The following is an 18,501-nucleotide window of genomic DNA, read 5'->3' on the forward strand; positions in this document are numbered from 1 at the left end:
CATTCCCGCATCCGTTCAGGACCTCCCGCCATGCGTCTGTCACACTTCTTCATCGACCGTCCGATTTTTGCGCTGGTCCTCGCGGTCTTCACAACATTGATGGGCGTGTTCGCCTATCCGCAATTGCCGCTGGCGCAATATCCCGAGATCGCGCCGCCGACCATTTCCGTCACCGCGAGCTATCCCGGTGCCACCGCGGAGGCTGTCGCAGCCCAGGTCGCGGCACCGCTCGAGCAGGAGATCAATGGTGTCGAGGGCATGTTGTACATGGCCTCCTCATCAACGGCTGACGGGCTGGCCTCGGTCACGGTCACGTTTGAACCCGGCACGGATATCGATACCGCCCAGGTCCTGGTGCAGAACCGGGTCAATCGCGCCCAGACCCGCCTGCCGGAAACTGTTCGCCAGACCGGTGTGACCGTTCAGGCGCAAGCGAGTGGCTTTCTCCTTCTCTTCGCCCTGCGCTCGGTCGATGGCTCGCTTGATGCCGACTATCTCGGCAATTATGCCAGTTCCGAATTGCGTGACCGGATGTTGCGGCTCGACGGGGTGGGCGATGTCCGCATCTTCGGTGCCGGCAGCTATTCGATGCGTGTCTGGATCGATCCCGACCGGGCGGCCGCGCGTGGCCTGACCGCGATTGATGTGGTCAATGCCCTGCGGGCCCAGAATATCCAGGCCGCGGGTGGCAATCTCGGCCAGCCGCCTTTCGCCGATGGTCAGCCCGCCGCTTTCCAGCTGCCCGTCCAGGTGCGGGGCCGTCTGATTGAACCGGCGGAATTTGCCGATGTCGTCGTGCATCGTGATGCCGATGGTGCCGTCACCCGTCTCAATGATATCGCTCGCGTCGAGCTCGGCTCGGAATCCTATCTGGTGCGCGGCTATTTCGGCGGCATATCCGGCGTTGGCATGGCGATCATCCAGCAACCGGGTGCCAATGCCCTGGCCACGGCCGATCTCGTGCTCGCCGCGGTGGAGGACGCCTCGGCCAGCTTCCCCGAGGGGATGGATTATATCATCCCCTACAACCCGACCGAATTCGTCGAGGCTTCGGTGCATGCGGTGCAAAGCACGCTGCTTGAAGCGGTCTTCCTCGTCGTGCTGGTGGTCATCATCTTCCTGCAAAGCTGGCGCGCGGCCCTGATCCCCATCGCCGCGATCCCGATTTCGATCATCGGGATTTTCGCGATCCAGCTGGCCCTGGGCTATTCAATCAATTCCCTGTCCCTGTTCGCCATGGTTCTTGCCGTCGGGATTGTGGTCGATGACGCCATCGTGGTGGTCGAGAATGTCGAACGCCTGATGCGTAACGGCCTGTCGGCTCGCGATGCCTCGCGCAAATCCATGGACGAGGTCAGCGGTGCCCTGATCGCCATGACGCTGGTGCTGGTTTCGGTCTTCGTCCCGACCGCTTTCCTGAGCGGTATTCCGGGCATTTTCTATCGCCAGTTCGCTGTTGCGATTGCTTCGGCGGCAGTGATTTCGCTCTTTGTCTCCCTGACCCTGACGCCGGCCATGTGCGCGCTCCTGCTCAAGCCGCATGCCAGCGACGGCTCGCCTGACCGGCTCCCCTTCATGGCGCCGCTGCGCTTTGCCGGCCGCAAGTTCAATGAGGGCTTTGACCGGCTCGCCGCTTTTTACGGCCGCTCGGTGGCGCGCCTCGTGCGCACCATAGCACTCGTCCTGATCGTCTATGGTGGTTTGCTCGGCCTGACCGCCTGGCAGCTCGCGGACACACCAACCGGCTTCATTCCCGAGCAGGACCAGGGCTCGCTGATCGGTGTCATCCAATTGCCGCCGGGCGCCTCCCTGGCCCGTACCGACGAAGTCGTGCGCCGGGCGCAAGATGTTCTGCTCGCCACCGAGGGTGTCGACACACTGGCAGCCCTGGTCGGCCTGGACGGATCGAGTTTCACCATGGGCTCGAATGCGGCGACCATGTTCATCCGGCTCGCCCCCTATGACGAGCGGGAAGGCCGGCCGGGCATGTCCGCTGTCGAGATGTCGCAACGCCTCACCGGTATTCTGGGGCAAGCCATTCCGGAAGGCTTTGCCTTCATCATCGCTCCGCCGGCGGTGCGCGGTCTGGGCAATGGCGGTGGTTTCAAACTCATGGTCCAGGATCGTTCCGGCCAGGGGATGGAAGCGCTGCAGCAGGCCGCCAATGCGGTCATCGCGGCGGCCAACCAGGATCCACGTGTCGCGCGGGTCTATACGAGTTTCAATACCGGTTCGCCGCGCATCCGCGTTGATGTCGATCGTGACCGGGCGCAGCGCATCGGGGTGGACCCGCAGGCTGTCTATCAAACGCTGGGGATCTATCTTGGCGGAAGCTACGTCAATGATTTCAACTTCCTTGGCCGCACATTCCGGGTCATGGCCCAGGCCGATGCGCCCTTCCGCGATGATGTCGCCGATATTGGTCGCCTGCAGGTGCGGTCCCTGAGCGGCGAGATGGTGCCGATCTCCGCGGTCGCGACCGTGAGCCCGGATTCCGGTCCGGTGCGCGTTGTCCGCCACAATATCTTCTCCGCCGTCGAGGTGCAGGGCAGTACGCCGCCGGGCATGTCGACGAGCCAGTCGCTCGCCGCGATGGAAGAGATTGCCGACGCGGCCCTGCCACCGGGCTTTGGCTATGAATGGACCGAGCTGGCCTATCAGGAGAAGGCTGCCGGCAATTCCGGACTGATCGTCTTCGCGCTGGCCGTGGTTTTCGTTTTCCTGGTGCTGGCCGCCCAGTACGAGGCTTTCACCCTGCCCTGGGCGGTGATCTTCATCGTGCCGATGTGTATCCTGGCGGCGATGATCGGCATCAATCTGGCGGGGATGGACAATAATATCCTCACCCAGGTGGGCCTGATCGTCCTGATCGCCCTGGCCGCGAAGAACGCCATTCTCCTGGTGGAATTCGCCAAGCAGGCCGAAGAGAGCGACGGCGTCGCGCCGGGCGAGGCGGCTGTGATGTCAGCGCGGCTGCGTCTGCGGCCGATCCTGATGACCGCGCTGGCCTTCATTCTCGGCGTGACGCCGCTGGCCTTCGCCCATGGGGCCGGTGCTGAAATGCGCCAGGCGCTCGGCGTTGCTGTCTTCTCGGGCATGATTGGCGTGACGATATTCGGTCTGATCTTTACTCCGGTCTTCTATGTGGTCGGCCGCTGGGTTTCCGCGCGTCTGCCCAAGCCTGACATCGGTCAGGGCCCGGAAAGCGATCCGGCGCCCTGACCGGGTTGCCATACCGGAAAAGAGAAATACCCGACTTCCCGCTTTTGTAGCTTGGCGCTGAGGCATACTTGGGCAAGTATTCGGACGATCCATCCGGATCGTGACGGCCCAAGCCTCAGGAGTGCCCATGCCCGCCCAGTTCGAGTTTGCTGACCGCACGGCGGTGATTACGGGGGCCGCCAGCGGTATCGGTGCCGCCCTGGCCCACGGCCTGGCCGCGCGCGGTTGCCGTCTGGCTCTGGCGGATATCGATCGCGACGGCCTCGATCAGGTTGCGGCCTCCACCGGGATCGCGGCCGACCGTGTCAGCCTGCATCATCTCGACGTGTCCGACGCCCAGGCGATTGCCGCTTTCCCGGATGCGGTCCGGCTCGCTCATGGCGGCGCAGCGCTCCTGTTCAACAATGCCGGCGTTGCTGTAGGCGGCCAGTTCGAAGACGTGTCGGAGGCGGATTTCGACTGGCTGATGTCGATCAATTTCTGGGGCGTGGTCCGGATGACACGCGCTTTCCTGCCCATGCTTCGGGAACCGGATCAGGCCCAGATTACCAATATTTCCAGCCTGTTCGGCCTGGTCGCTCCGGCCGGTCAGACCGCCTATAGCGCCAGCAAGTTTGCGGTGCGTGGTTTCTCCGACTCGCTGCGTCACGAGCTGGCCGGCACAACGGTCGGCGTCACCACGGTGCATCCGGGCGGTATCCGGACATCGATCGCGAAAAATGCCCGCCACGCTGCCAATGCGGATCCGGCGGAGCTGGCCCGGGGTCAGGAAGCCTTCGAGAAATTTCTCGTCATGCCGCCGGAACAGGCGGCCGAAATCATATTGCGCGGTGTCACGCGCCGCCGCCCGCGCGTCCTGGTTGGCCGTGATGCCCATTTCATGGCCCTGATCGAGCGCATCCTGCCAGCCCATTACTGGAGCCTGATCGGTCGCAATGCGAGCCCCGAAGCCGCAGCTCCGGAACAAGGAATAAACGCATGACTTCAGTTCTCGTGACGGTTCTGGGCGGGCTGGTTTTGATCAGTCTTGCCATATTGGCCGGGCTCAGCATCTGGTCGCGCATGATCGCGCGCCGGGTCGAGGCGGCGATCCCGCCCGCCGGTGAGATCGCGACGGTGACGGGCGGCAAGATCCACTTCCTCGACCAGGGCGAGGGCCGCCCGATCGTGATGATCCACGGACTTGCCGGGCATTTGCAGAATTTCACCCATTCGACCACGGATGCGCTGAAGGGTGATTTTCGCGTGATCGCGCTGGACCGTCCCGGCAGCGGCTATTCGGCCCGCGACAGTGATGAGCAGGCGCGCATCCCCGAACAGGCGCGGATGATCGCTGAATTCCTTGCCGCGAAGGGGATCGAAAAACCCCTGATCGTCGGTCACTCGCTGGGCGGTGCCGTGGCGCTGACCCTGGCGTTGAACCATCCGGACTCGATCTCGGGCATCGCCCTGATCGCGCCCCTGGCGAAGCTTCCCGAAGAGGGTGCCAAAGCCTTCAACGCGCTCAAGATCGCCAGCCCGCTGATGCGGCGCCTGATCGGCGAGACGCTGGCGGTTCCGATGTCGATCCGCACCGGCGATGCGACGCTACGCCTCGTCTTTGGCCCCAATGAAGCGCCCGCCGATTTCCGCCTTCGTGGTGGCGGCCTGCTCGGTTTGCGCCCGCGCGCCTTTGTCACCGCCTCGACAGACTATGCTGCGGTCGGGCTCGACATGCCGGCGCTAACGGCGCGCTTTTCCGAGATCAAGATGCCCGCCGGTGTCATTTATGGCGATAGCGACCGCATTCTCGACGCGAACGCCAATCTGGACGCTCTGCGGGCGAGTATCCCGCAGCTTGATGAGGAAGTCCTGCCGGGCATTGGTCACATGGTACAGATCAACCGGCCGGCCGAGACGGAAGCCTTTATCCGGCGGATGGCGGCCAAGAGCTTCAGCTAGCGCCTAACGGCCCCATTGCACATTCCAGCCGCGCTCATCGACATGGACGAAGGGGCCGTGCCAGGCATTGGGCGCATATTCGCCCAGACCGCCAGCCAGTCCGGCGAAGAGCGGATTGTCGGCCAGGGATTCGACCAGGTCGAACAGGGCGGCGGCATCGCGCCGGTCCAGTTCACCATCGCCATTGAGATCGTCCATCACCTCATCGCCATCGACATCGATAAAGATGTCGGCGGCGCCGCCATAGATATGGCGTGAATTCTCGCCATTGCCGAGATCGGCATTATAGGCCGGCGTGCGATAGCCGCTCATGACGGTGAAGCCATCCGTGCGCCAGCCGCGGTCATTGGCCGCTTCCAGGATACGTTCGAGCTTGACCAGAAGCCGCTCGCTCAGGACGAGATATTGCGGACCATCGGCTTCCTGCTTGCACAGGAATTGACCCAGCCGGAAATGCGGCGAGACGGCAATTTCGCCCAGCTCGCTATCGACTTCGAGAAAGAATTCCGGGGCGCGATAATTCTCGTGGCCGCGATAGGGTTCACTGGGATAATTACCGAGATGATAGCCATTAATGCTGTCGCCATCGGCCGATCGCATCACGATCAGATTGAGGGTCATCACATGGCCTTCGTCATCCTCGAGGCTGACGCGCGACAGGCCGGGCTGCATCGGCGCTGTCCAGTCGAGCTCGGGTGAGGGCGCGCGCATCACCGCGTCATCGGTCCAGCTCAGGGGCCGGTCGGCGCGGATGCGGACCTGCTCGCCGGGGCGGGCGAAAATGGCGAAGGTTTCGTAATCGACGCTCAGCCCGTCGCGTATGGTCAGCGAGAAGGGCAGATGACCCGGCGCGAACTCGGCAGCGAGCGTGGAGGCTGGCGGCGGGGTCAGGTTCATTGGGCCTGGTGCGGCGAGCTCGGCCGCATGGACAGGGCCGGCAAGCCAAAGAGTGGCGATCAGCGCACTCCCGATAATGGCGTTCAAGGACGCTACTCCAAAGGCGGCGGTGGTGAATCCAGCGCGGCGATTAACACGGCATCCCTGTCATATACGTCGTTCACGAAACGCACGCCAGTGTCTGAATCGAGCACCGCCGTCCAATACAGGATGTGGACCGGAATCGCGCGGCCGAGCGAAATCCGGGTCTCGTCATTGCCGGCGGCGATCGACTGCAGGCGGGCCGGTGTCATGCCGGGGCTCTCCGCCGCGACCCATTCGGCCAGGGCGAGCGGGTCACGCACCCGCACGCAGCCTGAGGAGAAGTCGCGCCGGGTCTGGGCGAAGAGGCCGCGCGTCGGCGTATCGTGCAGATAGACATTATGCCGGTTGGGGAACATGAATTTGATTTCGCCGAGCGCATTGAGCGGCCCGGGCGCCTGACGCAGGCGATAGGGGAAATTATTGGCCGGAACGCTGGCCCAGTCGATCGTCGCCGGATCGACGAGGGTGCCGGACCGGTCAATGACCTGAAAGCCCAGCCGCGTCACCGCACCCGGATCGGCGCGGAAGGCTGGCAGTTTGTCGCGTGCGGCCAGGCTGGGCGGGGTCTCCCACCAGGGATTGATGACAAAATAGGTCATGCTGGCCGAAAAGACCGGCGTGCGCCGGTAGAGCCGCCCGACGATGACGTCATGCGTGCGTTCGACCACGCCGTCATTGCGGGCTTCCAGCGAATAATCGGCGATATTGACGCGGATATGCCGGCGGCCGAGATCATCGGGTAGCCAGCGCCAGCGCTCCAGATTGGCCCGGATCTGTGCAACACGCTGGTCTGCACTTGTATTGAGCTGGGCGACGGTCAGGGCGCCCACAACGCCATCCGCATCGAGACTGGCGCGGTGCTGGAAGATGCGCACAGATGCATCAAGCGCCGGATCAAAATATTCCGGGTCGGGCGGTAGCGTGGCCGGATCAGTCGGGGGCATCGCCGCGGCCAGATCGCCGGTTGCCCCCAGCCGGGCGCGGATCTGGGCGACGCGTGGGCCACGATCTCCCGGACGCACGGTCGGCCCCGCGTCCACGCCGGGCCAGCCGCCCGCCGCAGCGATGGTTTCAAACCGCGTCAGTGCCGCGCGCAGCGCGTGATAGCCCGGCTGGTCCGGAGCCAGCGCTTCAAGGCTTTCGGCGATCGCATCATTGCCGAGGGCAGCCTGAAGATAGGCGACCAGATCGCGGCCCCGGCGTGCGGCTGTCCAATCCGGTTCGATGGTCACCGGATTGAGGCGACCGGAGAGCAGATGCGCCGCCAGCGTCAGATAGGCGTCGGTCGCGACCTCATCGAGATCAAGATCGGCCTGCAACGGGTCGGCCGCTTCGAGCAGCGCCAGGTGATAATCGGCCGGGTCGAGCCCGTGTGACGCGGCACCGCGCACGGCGGTAATGAGATCGGTATAGAGATGGGCGTTGGCTGGTCCGGTCCAGGCGAGGCTGAGCTCTCGGGCCTGATAGAAGCGCGTGCCGGTCTCGCAGGCGCGGCAATCATAATTGACGATGACCGCACTGGCCGGCGACAGGCCCAGCAGGGGGGCCGCCGCACAGGCGAGGGCAAGGCGTTTCAGCCGCTTGATCATGGATAGCCTCATTCTTCAGGGGCGGGCCGATGGACCCGCCCAAAGCCTATCCTGACTCGCCGGGGCTGACCAATGCGGTCACGCGCCGGGGCGCCTAGCTCCGGCCCCAGCGAGCGCGCCAGCCGCGTTCATCGACATGGACGAAGGGGCCGTGATTGGAGGTCGGGGCGTATTCGCCCAGCCCACCGATCAGCGGGGTAAATTGCGGCGCATTGTGCGACAGGCTGTCGACCAGATCGAACAGGGCTGCGGCATCGCGGCGGTCATGCACGCCATCGCCATTGAGATCATCCATCACGCCGTCCTGATTGGCGTCGATGAAAATATCGGCGGCACCACCATAGATGTGGCGCGAATGGCGGCCATTGCCGATGGAGGCATTATAGGCCGGAGTCCGGTAGCCACTCATCACGGTGAAGGTGTCGGCTTCCCAGCCGCGCTCATTGGCCGCTTCAAGAATGCCCTCAAGCTTGACGAGGAGGCGTTCGCTCAGCACCAGATACTGGTTGCCGTCGGCGGGCTGTTTGCAAAGAAACTGGCCGAGCCGGAAATGCGGCGATACGGCCAGATCCTCAAGCCCGTCGGTGACCTCGAGGAAATTCTCCGGTGCGCGGTAATTCTCGTGACCACGATAGGGTTCCGACGGATAGCTTCCAAGCCGGTAGCCATTGATTGTCTCGCCATCATCGGGTGCGTGCGATCGCATCACGACCAGGTTGAGCGTCATGACGTGACCGTCACCATCATCCAGCTGCACTTGCGTCAGACCCGGTGTGACCGGCGCCGTCCAGTCGAGATCGGTCGCTGCGGCCCGGCTGGCTTCGCCCTCCAGCCAGCTGAGCGGCGTATCGGCGCGAATGCGGACCTGTTCGCCCGGGTGGGCGAATACGGCAAAAGTGTCCAGATCGACGACGAGACCATCACGCAGGGTGATCGCGAAGGGAAGGCGCCCGGGTTCGAAGCCGGCCGCGGGCGGGGTCGTCCGGTCGATGACCGGGTTGAGAAGCCTGGCGTGCGCGATCTGGGGCAGGACAGACACCAGGGCGGCACTCAACAGGGCTTTTCCGAGAAATTTTTTCATTACGCTACTCCATGGACGACGGAGTAGCCTCCAGCGCCGCAATCAACTCATCATCCCTTTGATATAGGTCTGCGATAAAGCGGATGCCAGTCGACGGGTCGTGAACGGTTGTCCAGTATAGGATATAGACCGGGATGGGCCGGGCCAGGGGCAGGCGGGTTTCGGTATTGCCGGCGGCAATTTCGCGCAGCCCTTCCGGTGTCAATTCGGGTGTTTCGGCGATCACCCAATCGGCCAGCTCGAACGGATCACGCAGCCGGACACAGCCCGATGAATAGCAACGCCGGTTATGAGCGAACAATTCCCGGTTCGAGGTGTCGTGCAGATAGACATTGTGCCGATTGGGGAAGATCAGCTTGACCTCGCCCAGCGCATTGAGCGGGCCGGGCGCCTGGCGTAGCCGGTAGGGGAAATCGCTCGCCGAGACGGTGTTCCAGTCAATCATTGCCGGATCGACCACATTGCCGTCGCGGTCCAGCACCTGGAAGCCCAGCCGGGTGACCGCACCGGGATCCCTGCGAAAGAGCGGCAACTCATTGCGCACGGCGATGCTTCGCGGCGTCTCCCACCAGGGATTGACGACAATATAGGTCATCTCCGCCGAGAAGACGGGCGTCGGCCGGTAGCTCAGGCCAACGATCGCATCATGGCGGCGCTCGACCACGCCCTCATGGCGGGCTTCAAGCGAAAAGTCCGGGATATTTACCCGGATATGACGCCGGCCCATATCCGCGGGCAGCCAGCGATAGCGTTCAAGATTGGCGCGGATCTGCGAGACGCGGTGCCCGGCACTCAAATTCAGCTCGTGCAGGGTCTGGCTCCCGACACGGCCATCGATTTCAAGCCGGCTGGCTTGCTGGAAAGCCTCGACCGCGGCCTGCAAGGGTGCGTCGAAGAATTCCGGATCGCCGGGCCCGGAGTCGGCGGGGTCCGGGCTGGTGTCATCTGGGCTGGCGGGATCTGGCGTGACCAGGTCGCTGGCGCCGCTTGCCTGACCGTCGGCTTCGGTGGGGCTTGGCAGCGGAGCAAGATCGCCACTGGCCTCCAGCCGGGCCCGAAGCTGGGCCACGCGTGGACCCCGGTCACCGGGCCGCATCTCGGGGCCTTCCGCGATCGAGGGCCAGCCGCCCGCCTCGAAGATCGCCTCATGGCGCAGCAGCGCATTGCGCAAGGCCGCATAACCCGGCTCGTCCGGGGCGAGGGCATCGAGACTGGCGGCGATGTCGCCGTCGGCCATGGCCTGTTCCAGCCAGGCCCGCAGATCGCGTGTGCGGCGCGGCGCTGTCCAGTCCGGTTCGAAGCGGACCGGGTCAAACCGGCCCGCCAGAAGGTGCCCGGCCAGGCTCAGACAGGCGCGGGTCGCGAGCGCATCGATCGCTGGGTCGGAACGGAGGGAATCGACGGCCTCCAGCTGGGCCAGATGATAGTCTTGCGGATTGAGCCCGTGAGTGGCCGATGCGCGGATCGCGGTGACCAGGCCTTTCAGCTGGGCCGGATCGGCGGCAGGGCCGGTCCAGACCGGACTGGCGTCCGCCCGCTCCACCCTGTCTGCCTGCCCATACCAGGCGCCGGGGCCGGGATCGGCTGCCGATTGCGCCATCACCGGTGCGCCGCCGAGGACGATAGCCAGACCGGCCAATAGCGCCGCCAGTCTCATGCTAGATCCATTTCAGATATTTGAAGGCCGCAATCTGGACGCCGCCAATACCGAACAGGAGGGCGACGAAGAACCAGAAGGCGCTGACATTGTCGGAGCCGGGAATGCCGCCGACATTGATGCCGAGCAGGCCGGTCAGGAAGCCCAGCGGCAGGAAGATGGCGGCGATCACCGACAGCACGTAGAGATTTTTGTTCATCCGGTCGGCCAGACCATTGGCCAACTCGTCCTTGACGATCTGGGCCCGTTCTCGAATCGTGTCGAGATCCTCGATATAGCGGATCACCATATCGAGGTTTTCCTGCAGGCGCCGCTTGTTCATCGCGTCGAGCCAGGCCAGCTCGGAAATGCGCAAATGCGCGATGACATCGCGCTGGGGGGCGATATAGCGACGAAACATGATCGCCTGCTTGCGCAGGCCGTTAATGGCCTGGCGCGAGGCCGGTGTCGGCGCTTCCATCACGTCTTCCTCGACGTCATCGAGCCGCTCGTCCAGTTCCGTCAGGACCGGCTCCATGCGCTCAAACAGGCGCGCGGTGAGCATGGAGATGAAGTCTGCAGAGTTTTTCGGACCCGTGCCCTCGGCCAGACGTTCTCGCAAGTCCGAGACAGCTTTCAGCCGGCGCCGGCGTACGCTGATGATGCGCGAACCGTCGATCCAGAGCCGGATCGAGACCATATCCTCAGGCTGGGCGTCTTCATTGAGATTGACGCCGCGCAGGATCATCAATGCGCCCTGTTCGAACATCACCATGCGCGGGCGGGTTTCCTCGGCCAGCAGGGCGTTGATGATGATCGGGTCGAGATAGGTGATCTCGCGTTCAAGCCAGGCGCGTGCCCCGGGATGGCCGGCATCGAGATGGACCCAGGCGAGCGCCTCATCGCGGATCAGGCGCGAGACATCATCGCCGGTCAGCACATCGCCATGCCCGTCACCATTGATCGAGCAGGCGTGCAGAATGCCGAATTCATTGGGCATTGATGGCCTCCTTCAGGGCGGCCGCATTCTTGATATGCAGATCGCGTTGCGGGAAGGGAATCTCGATGCCGTTATCGCGGAATTTGTGCCAGATCGCGAACATCACATCGCTCTGCGGCCGCCAGCGGCCGGCGACAATATCCTCGACCCAGAAGGTCAGTATGAAATCGATCGAGCTGTCGCCGAAATTACGCAGAAAGCATTGCGGTGCCGGGTCGCTCATGCACATCGCGTGTTCGGTCGCGGCTTGCAGGATGAGGTTATGCGCCAGCTCAAGATCGCAGCCATAGGCGACGCCGACACTGATTTCGACCCGCGCCTTGCTGGTCGAGAGGGTCCAGTTGGTCACCCGGTTGGTGATGAAATCCTCGTTCGGCACCAGGACTTCCTTGCCGTCGAGCGTTTCGAGCAGGGTGTAGCGCGCGCTCGATTTACGCACGAAGCCCGTCACCCCGTCGGGCAATTCGATCAGATCATCGATATCAACCGAGCGTTCCAGCAGCAGGATCAGGCCTGAGATGAAGTTGGAGGCGATATTCTGCAAGCCGAAACCGATGCCGATGCCGACCGCGCCGCTGAACACGGTCAGCGTCGTCAGATTGAGGCCGAGCACGTCCATCGAGACCAGAATCGCGATGATATAGATCGCGATCTGGAGGATTTTCGAAACGAGTGTCCGCGTTGTCGGGTGCAGTCTGGAAAGCCCGCGAACCCGGTGCTGAACCAGATCGGCAATCGCCGCTGTGACCCAGAATATCAGGACCAGCAGCACCAGCGCGCGCAGAGCGTCATAGGGGCTGACATGGAACTCACCGGCCCGGAAAGTCAGCGCCTCGGTGTCGAGATACTGGGCGACAATTGCCAGATTGCCGGTGACGCCGGCGGCGACAATGCCCAGCAGGCTGAAAAAGATCAGCCAGTGGGCCCAGGGCCCCCTCGGCTTGATGATATGCTTCCAGAAATCACCCATGCCAGCCCACCCGTTCTGCTACCCGTTTCGGGACCGGCAAGACTGCCGGGTCATCATCTCGCTGCCTACTCTGCCACGGCTGGTGGTGCAAGGCGACTGGCCGGGCACGCTGCGCCTGTGGCTCAATAATCGCGGCGCCAGCGGATCGCGACCGACGCTTCGGTATCGGCGCTCAGGCGGGACAGAATGCTGAGCTGCGGCGTCAGTGTCCACTCGACGCTGGCCGTGCTCAGCGCAGCGGCGCCGGCGCTCTCGACCTCGACGTAGAAATCATTGCCGAACCGTCGCCCGCTGGTAACGGTCAGGCCGCCATTGGCGTCCGATCCGATATCAAGCCGGTCGACGCCGACCAGTTCGCGGAAGCGCCCGAAGAAGCCGAAAATGTCCTGACCGGCCAGCTGCGCCGCCAGCTGGGCCGCCTCGAAGGGGCCGAGCTGGCTGGCCGAACGGTCGAACAGGAGGCGGGCAATAATCTCGTCATCCGGCAGGGTTGGCGTGCTCGTCAGGGTAACACTCGGCGTCATCAGCGGCCCGGCGATGGCGACATCGGCCTGGAAGTCCTCGCGCTGATAATGCGCCAGCAGGGATACCCGGGCATCGGCCGGCGGGCCGTTGAACAAGACCTCGCCCTCTTCCAGCGTGAAGCGCCGGCTGAAGACGGTCGCCGAGCCGCGCACCAGGTTTGCCGTTCCCGTCAGGGTCGGTTTCTTGGCCTGGCCGGTAATGCGGATATCGGCACGCCACTCCGTGTTGAAGCTGGATGAATTGAAATAGATCTGGTCGGTGGCATAGACCCGGTAATCCAGCTGGATTGGCAATCGGGCCCGCGAGGCGCGGATCTGGTTCTTGGGCAGGTTGAGCTCGACGACCTCGATCTGCGGAATGGATGCGACCCCATTGGCCGGGGGCTGGGCGTAGACGCGGTCGAGCCGGGTTTCTCCGGCGACGAGCAGGCCCTCCTCATCCATGGTCAGGCGGGTCTGGCCGGTCATGCGTGCGGTCAGGTCGGGGCGCCGGGTCGCGGTGAAATTCTCGAAATTGAACTCGGCCTGGCCACGTGGCCCCTGCGCTGTGATGACGCCGGAGGCGGTGGCGTGCATCTGCCCGGTCGAGCCGTCACCGGCCGTGAAACTCTCCAGCGTGACCCGGCTGTTGTGGAGGTTCGCGAGGAGCTGGATGTCGAGAATATCCGTGCCGCTCTCCGCAGCGCTGAAACGGCCGTCATGCAGCGCGATCGAGCCGTCGATTTGCGGCGCGCTGCGGGTTCCGGAAATTGCGAGATTGATATCGGCTGCGCCGGCGAGGGCGGTGCCGATCGGCAGCAGCAGCGATGTCAGGGACTGGATTTCACCGCTGGCCTCAATGCCGCCGGTGATGACCGCATCGGGTCCGTCGAGAATCGCCAGCAGTCCGGTTGTGCTGCCCTGGCGGGTCAGGAAGCTGCGCGCGCGCAACCCGCCGCCGGTTGCCAGGCTCTCGATCTGGGCATTCTCGCCAAGGGTGAGGCGGTTTTCGATCCGCAATACCGGTGCGTCTGCCAGCGAGGCCGCCGTCAGACCGCTTGCCACCAGCTCGGCATTGCCGCGCCAGATGCCGTCGGTCTGTTGCAGGGCTGCACTGGCATCGATCATGCCGTCTACCGTCGGCAATCCCGCCAGATCGACCATCAAGGCGATCGGCAAGCGGTTGACCTGGACATCAAGCTGCGCCCGTCCGGCGCTTTCCTGCCAGTTCGCCCCGAGTTCGCCGCCGCCGAATTCGATGCGTCCGCCCAGTGAGCGATCCTCCCCCGCAATCACAGCGAGGATGGGCTCGACCGTTGTCCAGGCATTGGCACCGAGATGCCCAGCCGGGCGCAATTCAGCGCGCATCCCGGTTTCGTCGAGGCTGATCATGCCGGTGGCATCGAGGTCGAAGGGCACGCCGGCAAGGCCCGACAATTCGGCCTCCAGGGCCAGACCCGCCATCGGCCCGCTCAATGAGACCTGGGCATCGGTCAGCACAAAGGAGCCGGCGACCAGATCCCGGACGCCCAGCCGGGCATCGAAGTCGCCGTCGAGCAGGGCTTCGAGCGCGGCATTGTATTCGACCGAGAGCGACCAGCGCGCTTGTGTGCCGGCCAACAGGCTGAATTGCAGCCGGTCTTGCTCGATCCTGGCATCGGCTTCGATCACCGACGGGCCGAACTGACCATCGCGAACAGCCACCGTCCAGTCCGCGCCGTCCTGTTCGGCCGCACCGGCCAGCAAGAGCTCCCGGGCATCATAGCGGCCAGCGAGCGTCCAGTCGGCGGAGAGATTGCCGTCATCATACGCGGCATTGAGCGCCAGTCGCGGCGCGTTGAAGCGGGTCTCGCCCAGCAGGATCGCCTCAGTGGCGGTGACGGTGCGGGCGCTGATCAGACCGGCCACTGAATTCAGTTCGAAACCCGTCGCCAGGCCGCCGGTGAAACTCAATGCCACGCCCTCCAGCGCGCCGGAAAATGCCAGATCGCCGCTGGCCTGCCAGTCCTCGCCGGAACTCCCCTGCGCCTCGGCTTCCAGCGATAGCCGCGTCGAGCTGAGCGACAGGGCCGGCACGCGCCAGCCGGCCTCTTCCAGGCGCAGCGTGGCCGTCACGCTCAGGGCTTCGATCAAGCTGGCAAGGCGGGCATCGGTCTCGAGGGCGCTGCCATCAATCACCAGCTGGATTTCATTGGCGCCGGTCGTGGTGATGACAGCGGAAACCGGGCCGCTGGCCCGGTCAGTCAGGAGGGCAAGGTCGTCGAGCCTTGCACGGGCATTGAGCGCAATCCGGTCGCTGCCCGGACCGTAAACCCCGTCGGCATCGATCTGAATATGTGCCCCCAGCAGTCGCGAACCAGTGAGCTGATAGCGGCCCTCGTCGAGATCGGCCGCCAGGTCGAAGGTCAGTGTGGCCTGTTCGCCGACCAGATCATTGAGGGTGCGCTCGCCCAGTGCGGGACCCGACAGTGCGAGCTGGGCCGTGACGTCCAGCTGCCCGGAATCATAGCGCAGCTGCAAGGGGCCGCCGATCATACCGATTTGCGCTTCACCGGTGGCCAGCTGCTCGACGGCGAGCGCCCCGTCGAGGCCATAGCCTTCGACCATGTCGACGCTGCCTGCGAAACGCAGCGAGCCGGCACTGACCTCGCCGCCGGATAATTGCGCCAGCGCCTGGCCGCTCGTTTGAAGCACGAGATCCCAGCTCTGCTCGGCATTGAGGGCCAGATCAATCTCGATTGTATCGGCACGTAGCTGTGCGTTGTAGACGCCGAATTTCGAGACCCTGCCGCTGGCGCTCATCCGCCCCTGCGACAGGATGGGGGCCAGGGGCTCGGGCAGGCCGGTCCAGTGGCCGGGCGCGACGGCGCTGTCGAGCTGCCAGGCATTGTCGGCCCAGGCCAGCTGGCCAATGGCCAGTTCACGGCCGGTAATCCGGACGCTGAAATCGCCGCTGCCGGACTGCCTGTCGCCGGAGAGGTCCGCGGCAATTTCGATCTGCTCATCGGGCATTCGGGCCAGCACGGCCAGTGGTCCGCCCGGCGCACCGGAGGCGGTGAAATGCCCGTCGATACGGCCGTCTGCGTAAATTTCGAGCCGGCCGTCAACGGCATCGCCCGGCGCGTCCAGGCGGCGGATGGAGATCGAGGCCTGTCCCGGCGCGCCGTCCTGTAGCTGCATGTCACCGCGCGCCTGCAAGCGCACGGCCGGTCCAGCCAGGCCCTCGGCCAGGTCGAGCTGGTCAATCCGGGCCTCGGTCAGGATGAACTCCGGCAAGCCGCCGCCAGACCCTCGATCAGCCCGTTCCGGCAGATCCGGACGTCGTGCGATCATGACCCGTTCGGTCGCAAGCAGGTCGACCCGGACCGGTCCGTTGACCAGGGAGAGGGGCTGCCAGCGCACCGCAATGGAATCGGCCTCCAGCCAGACGCCGTCCGTATCGGTCAGCACGATCCGGTCAATGGAAAACTCAGAGAGGAGGTCGCCGCGCAGGCCTTCGATCCGGACGTGTCCGATCGAGCCGATCTCCTGTCCGTCAACGAAGGAACGGACCAGCCAGCGCCCCGGTCCGTGGCTCAGGGCGAGAATCGCACCGGTCGCCAGGATCAATAACAGGCCGAGCCCCAAAGCCAGGGCTTGCAGAAGGCCGCGCCAGGGAATGTCTCGCACCGCCATCAAAATGCCTGTCCGAGGCTGAAATAGATCTGGACGGCCGCATCACCGGAGCGGCGATCGAGCGGGGTGGCAATGTCGAAGCGGACCGGCGCGAAATCAAAATAATAGCGGACACCGATACCGACGGCAGAACGGAATTCGGAAAAGTCCGGTGTTGATGCGGTCGAGGCCGCCCCGGAATCGAGGAAAGCCACCGCGCCCCATTTTTCTCGCGCGCGCCAGCGTAGCTCAAGGCTGGTTTCCGTCACGGACTGGCCACCGAATGGCGAACCATCAATGCCAAGCGGGCTGAGCGACTGATAACTATAACCCCGCACCGATCCGCCGCCGCCGGCATAGAGTCGCAAGTCGGCCGGCAGGCTTTCAGCGGAAGTCCCCAGCACCGTCCCGATCCGCATGCGCGCCGCCGCGACGAGGTCACCGGAGAGCCGGTAATAGCTGCTGGCGCGGGCTTCAACGCGAACATAGCGCGTTTCGACATCGCCGAAGGTCGCGGCGGGCGAGAGTTGCAGGCTGCCACGCAAACCCGCTTCCGGGTCGAGCGGATTATTGCGCGTGTCGTAGGCGGCACTCAGGTCGAGGGCCAGCGTATTGGCATCGCGTGGACCGGTCGCATCGGTCACTTGCGAGATGTCGAGCCGCGTCGCCGCGCCATATTCGAGATGGCCGGCCCGGCGCGTCACGCCGGCGCTCAGCAGGAGCTCGGTCTGATCGAAAGCATCGGTCTCCTGGGATAGAAGTCCGGCACTGAATGACAGGGTTTGCTGGTAGCGGCGCCAATGCGGCAGGGTCAACGTCGCGCCGAGACCCTGCTGCAGGGTGGCGATGCCCGCCTGCACGGTGAGGGTTTCGTCCCCGAGAAACATATTGCGCCGCGTCCAGTCGAAATTGGCACCGGCACCTTCGCTGGTGGCAAAGCTCAACGAGGCTTCGATACTGTGGCGCGAAGTCGGGGTCAGCTCCACCCTGACCGGTCGTTCGCCGGTTGCGGGGTCGGCATCACCGAGCATGACCTGTGAGGTGCGCACGCTGGCCAGCGCGTCCAGCCGGCGCTGGTATTCCAGGATCTGTGTGCGGCTGGCGGTCGCTCCGCGGGTCAGCGGTGACAGGCCGGCAATGAAACCGGGGCGCCAATTGTCGCCGTCCAGCTCAAACGGGCCATAGACCGAAAAAGGCCCGGTATCGTAGACAAACTGAACCGTGGCGGTGTCGGTGGCGTGATCGACCCTGACCCGACGATCGCCGCTTTCGGCGCTGGGCCAGCCGGCATCCTGCAGGGCTGCGAGCCCGAGCGCGTCACTGGCAATAACGTCGGCGGCGCGCAGCGGCGCATCTGGGCTCAGGGTGATGGCGCCGCGTGCGACCGGAACCGCATCGAGGTCGGGTGTGGTGAGGGCGTCGATTGTCGCAATCCGGACGCGGGGGCCCAGGGTGATGTGGACGACAGCCTGCGAGCGGCTGTCGAGGCGCGGATCGACTTGTGCCCGATAATAGCCTTCGGATCTCAGCAGCCGCCGCGCCCGGTCCGCCGCAGTGCGCGCCTGGCGCATCGGCCCGTCTGCAGGGTTATCGGTTTCCGCACGCTCACCGACCGCAGACTGCAATGCGCCCAGCAGCACCGGGTCCGCTATGCCTTCAATCGTTGCGAGCGGCGCTGCGAAGGCGGGACCGCAGGCCATCAGAACGGCAAGTGAGACGATGAGGGACTTCAAGCGGGGCCACCTTCCTGCGGACGCTGTGTCATATAGGCATGCGGGCGAGTTCCGTCATAGACTCTCTGCATCTCGGCGCCGGCAGGGCGTGCCGGTGTCACCCGGCCGGCTGCGCCCTTGTGTGCGCCCTTGTGCAGGATCCGCCACGACGCCAAATTGCCACCGCAATTATCGCGCAAGCTTACAGGCTC

11 protein-coding genes are annotated in these 18,501 nt (G+C 64.6%); 3 read left to right on the forward strand and 8 right to left on the reverse strand.

The features are described from left to right. Positions 1-30: 30 nt before the first annotated feature. The 3 genes from BLT42_RS01570 to BLT42_RS01580 all read left to right on the forward strand — a co-directional run bounded on the left by BLT42_RS01570 (position 31) and on the right by BLT42_RS01580 (position 5,163). Positions 31-3,222, forward strand: a complete 3,192-nt coding sequence (locus BLT42_RS01570; RefSeq protein ID WP_091765718.1) for an efflux RND transporter permease subunit — start codon at positions 31-33, stop codon at positions 3,220-3,222. 127 nt (positions 3,223-3,349) lie between these two features. After that, positions 3,350-4,204 carry an SDR family NAD(P)-dependent oxidoreductase gene (locus BLT42_RS01575; RefSeq protein ID WP_091765722.1) on the forward strand — a complete coding sequence of 285 codons (855 nt, stop codon included), beginning with the start codon at positions 3,350-3,352 and terminating at the stop codon, positions 4,202-4,204. Continuing rightward, positions 4,201-5,163, forward strand: a complete 963-nt coding sequence (locus tag BLT42_RS01580; protein WP_091765725.1) for an alpha/beta fold hydrolase — start codon at positions 4,201-4,203, stop codon at positions 5,161-5,163. Before BLT42_RS01575 ends, BLT42_RS01580 begins: the two co-directional genes overlap by 4 nt. A 3-nt stretch (positions 5,164-5,166) precedes the next feature. On the opposite strand, the gene BLT42_RS01585 is transcribed toward BLT42_RS01580, so the two are convergent. From BLT42_RS01585 to BLT42_RS01620, 8 genes are all read right to left on the reverse strand, one after another. Then, positions 5,167-6,147: a D-Ala-D-Ala carboxypeptidase family metallohydrolase gene (locus BLT42_RS01585; protein ID WP_091765728.1), complete on the reverse strand. Its 981-nt coding sequence runs from the start codon at positions 6,145-6,147 to the stop codon at positions 5,167-5,169. A gap of 5 nt (positions 6,148-6,152) precedes the next feature. Continuing rightward, on the reverse strand, positions 6,153-7,733 hold the full coding sequence (locus BLT42_RS01590; RefSeq protein WP_176780197.1) for a L,D-transpeptidase family protein: 1,581 nt from the start codon (positions 7,731-7,733) through the stop codon (positions 6,153-6,155). 94 nt (positions 7,734-7,827) lie between these two features. Continuing rightward, positions 7,828-8,814, reverse strand: a complete 987-nt coding sequence (locus BLT42_RS01595; RefSeq protein ID WP_091765733.1) for a D-Ala-D-Ala carboxypeptidase family metallohydrolase — start codon at positions 8,812-8,814, stop codon at positions 7,828-7,830. Positions 8,815-8,818: 4 nt separating this feature from the next. Continuing rightward, complete coding sequence (locus BLT42_RS01600) at positions 8,819-10,471, reverse strand: L,D-transpeptidase family protein (protein ID WP_091765736.1); 1,653 nt, start codon at positions 10,469-10,471, stop codon at positions 8,819-8,821. A 1-nt stretch (position 10,472) separates the two neighbouring features. Beyond that, entirely contained in the window at positions 10,473-11,450 is a 978-nt protein-coding gene (locus BLT42_RS01605) for a zinc transporter ZntB (RefSeq protein WP_091765739.1), read from the reverse strand. Continuing rightward, positions 11,440-12,420 (reverse strand): mechanosensitive ion channel family protein, encoded by a 981-nt coding sequence (locus tag BLT42_RS01610; RefSeq protein WP_091765742.1) that lies wholly within the window; start codon positions 12,418-12,420, stop codon positions 11,440-11,442. Before BLT42_RS01610 ends, BLT42_RS01605 begins: the two co-directional genes overlap by 11 nt. A 122-nt stretch (positions 12,421-12,542) precedes the next feature. Further along, on the reverse strand, positions 12,543-16,598 hold the full coding sequence (locus tag BLT42_RS01615) for a translocation/assembly module TamB domain-containing protein (protein ID WP_091765745.1): 4,056 nt from the start codon (positions 16,596-16,598) through the stop codon (positions 12,543-12,545). After that, positions 16,598-18,310: an autotransporter assembly complex protein TamA gene (locus BLT42_RS01620; RefSeq protein WP_143024001.1), complete on the reverse strand. Its 1,713-nt coding sequence runs from the start codon at positions 18,308-18,310 to the stop codon at positions 16,598-16,600. Before BLT42_RS01620 ends, BLT42_RS01615 begins: the two co-directional genes overlap by 1 nt. Positions 18,311-18,501: the final 191 nt, after the last annotated feature.

This window comes from Maricaulis salignorans, from assembly GCF_900103475.1.
GTDB lineage: Bacteria > Pseudomonadota > Alphaproteobacteria > Caulobacterales > Maricaulaceae > Maricaulis > Maricaulis salignorans.

What these genes read in the sequence shown, in the direction of transcription:
- BLT42_RS01570 (WP_091765718.1), top strand. Translation starts at nt 31, where the DNA reads ATGCGTCTGTCACACTTCTTCATCGACCGTCCGATTTTTGCGCTGGTC.
- BLT42_RS01575 (WP_091765722.1), top strand. Translation starts at nt 3,350, where the DNA reads ATGCCCGCCCAGTTCGAGTTTGCTGACCGCACGGCGGTGATTACGGGG.
- BLT42_RS01580 (WP_091765725.1), top strand. Translation starts at nt 4,201, where the DNA reads ATGACTTCAGTTCTCGTGACGGTTCTGGGCGGGCTGGTTTTGATCAGT.
- BLT42_RS01590 (WP_176780197.1), bottom strand. Translation starts at nt 7,733, where the DNA reads ATGATCAAGCGGCTGAAACGCCTTGCCCTCGCCTGTGCGGCGGCCCCC.
- BLT42_RS01595 (WP_091765733.1), bottom strand. Translation starts at nt 8,814, where the DNA reads ATGAAAAAATTTCTCGGAAAAGCCCTGTTGAGTGCCGCCCTGGTGTCT.
- BLT42_RS01600 (WP_091765736.1), bottom strand. Translation starts at nt 10,471, where the DNA reads ATGAGACTGGCGGCGCTATTGGCCGGTCTGGCTATCGTCCTCGGCGGC.
- BLT42_RS01605 (WP_091765739.1), bottom strand. Translation starts at nt 11,450, where the DNA reads ATGCCCAATGAATTCGGCATTCTGCACGCCTGCTCGATCAATGGTGAC.
- BLT42_RS01610 (WP_091765742.1), bottom strand. Translation starts at nt 12,420, where the DNA reads ATGGGTGATTTCTGGAAGCATATCATCAAGCCGAGGGGGCCCTGGGCC.
- BLT42_RS01615 (WP_091765745.1), bottom strand. Translation starts at nt 16,598, where the DNA reads ATGGCGGTGCGAGACATTCCCTGGCGCGGCCTTCTGCAAGCCCTGGCT.